This is a genomic window from Gemella sp. GH3, from assembly GCF_013415425.1.
Lineage (GTDB): Bacteria > Bacillota > Bacilli > Staphylococcales > Gemellaceae > Gemelliphila.
On the sequence record NZ_JACBYC010000038.1, the window covers coordinates 1 to 1,275 of the forward strand.

2 protein-coding genes are annotated in these 1,275 nt (G+C 24.6%); both read right to left on the reverse strand.

The genetic code is table 11. The features are described from left to right. Positions 1-74: 74 nt before the first annotated feature. Positions 75-386 carry a DUF1904 family protein gene (locus HZY83_RS01010; protein ID WP_179942258.1) on the reverse strand — a complete coding sequence of 104 codons (312 nt, stop codon included), beginning with the start codon at positions 384-386 and terminating at the stop codon, positions 75-77. Between the two features lie 118 nt (positions 387-504). Further along, positions 505-1,164, reverse strand: a complete 660-nt coding sequence (locus HZY83_RS01015) for a VTT domain-containing protein (protein ID WP_370520023.1) — start codon at positions 1,162-1,164, stop codon at positions 505-507. Positions 1,165-1,275 lie beyond the last annotated feature (111 nt).

Genomic DNA, 1,275 nt, shown 5'->3' on the forward strand with positions numbered 1-1,275 from the left:
AAATAATATTAATAATTCTATATAATATATTTTGAAAATATTTTCATTTCAACAAACTATTTAATATAAGCCACTTAAAATACAAACTCTTTTTCTAAATCTATATCTTTAAAATAAACATAAACTTTATTATACCCTATATTTGATAACGTAGAATTTATTGTTTTTGCTACTTGTTCACAAACTTCAGTAGACCTATTTTTCCATGAAATTTCAATATAAACTCTAGAAATTTCTTTTCCATCTGAAATAGCTACACTATTAATTAAATCCAAAGTAAATGTATCCTTAGGTCTTTGTATAATTTCTGATATATTATCTAATAACTCTATATCTACTTTTTTCAAATCTTCTTTTTCCATTCCACGAACTACTATTCTTGGCATAATATTTCTCCTTTTTATAACATTTTCTTACATTATATCACTACTATGGAATATTTTTCAATAAAATAATAAAAAAGATGTTAGCAAATATTAATTTTACCAACATCTTCCGTATAAATTATTTAGCAGATTTTCTTGCTTTAATTGCTCCTATAAATATAGGAATTAAACTAATTAACACTATAGCTATTACTACTAAAGAAAAATTTTCTTTTACAAATGGAATATTACCAAATAAATAACCTACTGTAATAAATATACTACACCAAGTAAGACCTCCAAAGAAATCTATAACTCTAAATTTACGATAATCCATTTTACCTGCTCCTACTAAAAATGGAACAATAGTTCTTATTATCGGGAAAAATCTCGCTAAGAAAATTGATTTTCCTCCATGCTTGGTAATAAATTTTTCTGCATCTTCTAAGTTTTCATCACTGACAAACTTCTTAAACCACGATTTTGATTTTAAATATTCAGAAAAATGTCTTCCTATGAAGTAATTACAATTATCTCCTATCACAGCCGCAGCTATACATAAGAATAACAATAAAAATACATTGTTACCTGTAGAAGCCCACAAAGCTCCACTAGCAAATAATAGTGAATCACCTGGTAAAAACGGCATAAATACAACACCTGTTTCTATAAATATTATTAGAAATATTATACCGTACATCCACCAAGGACCGTAATTATTCATTAATTCTCCTAAATGATCATCTATATGCAAAATAAAATCAATTAAAAATTTTATAGTATTTACGATATAATCCACGATATCCTCCTAAAAATTAATCATAAAAATTATATCATAACGCATATATGTTGTCTATTAAGTTGTGATTTTATTTTGTAATTATTCATTTATAAAATATATAATTGAACT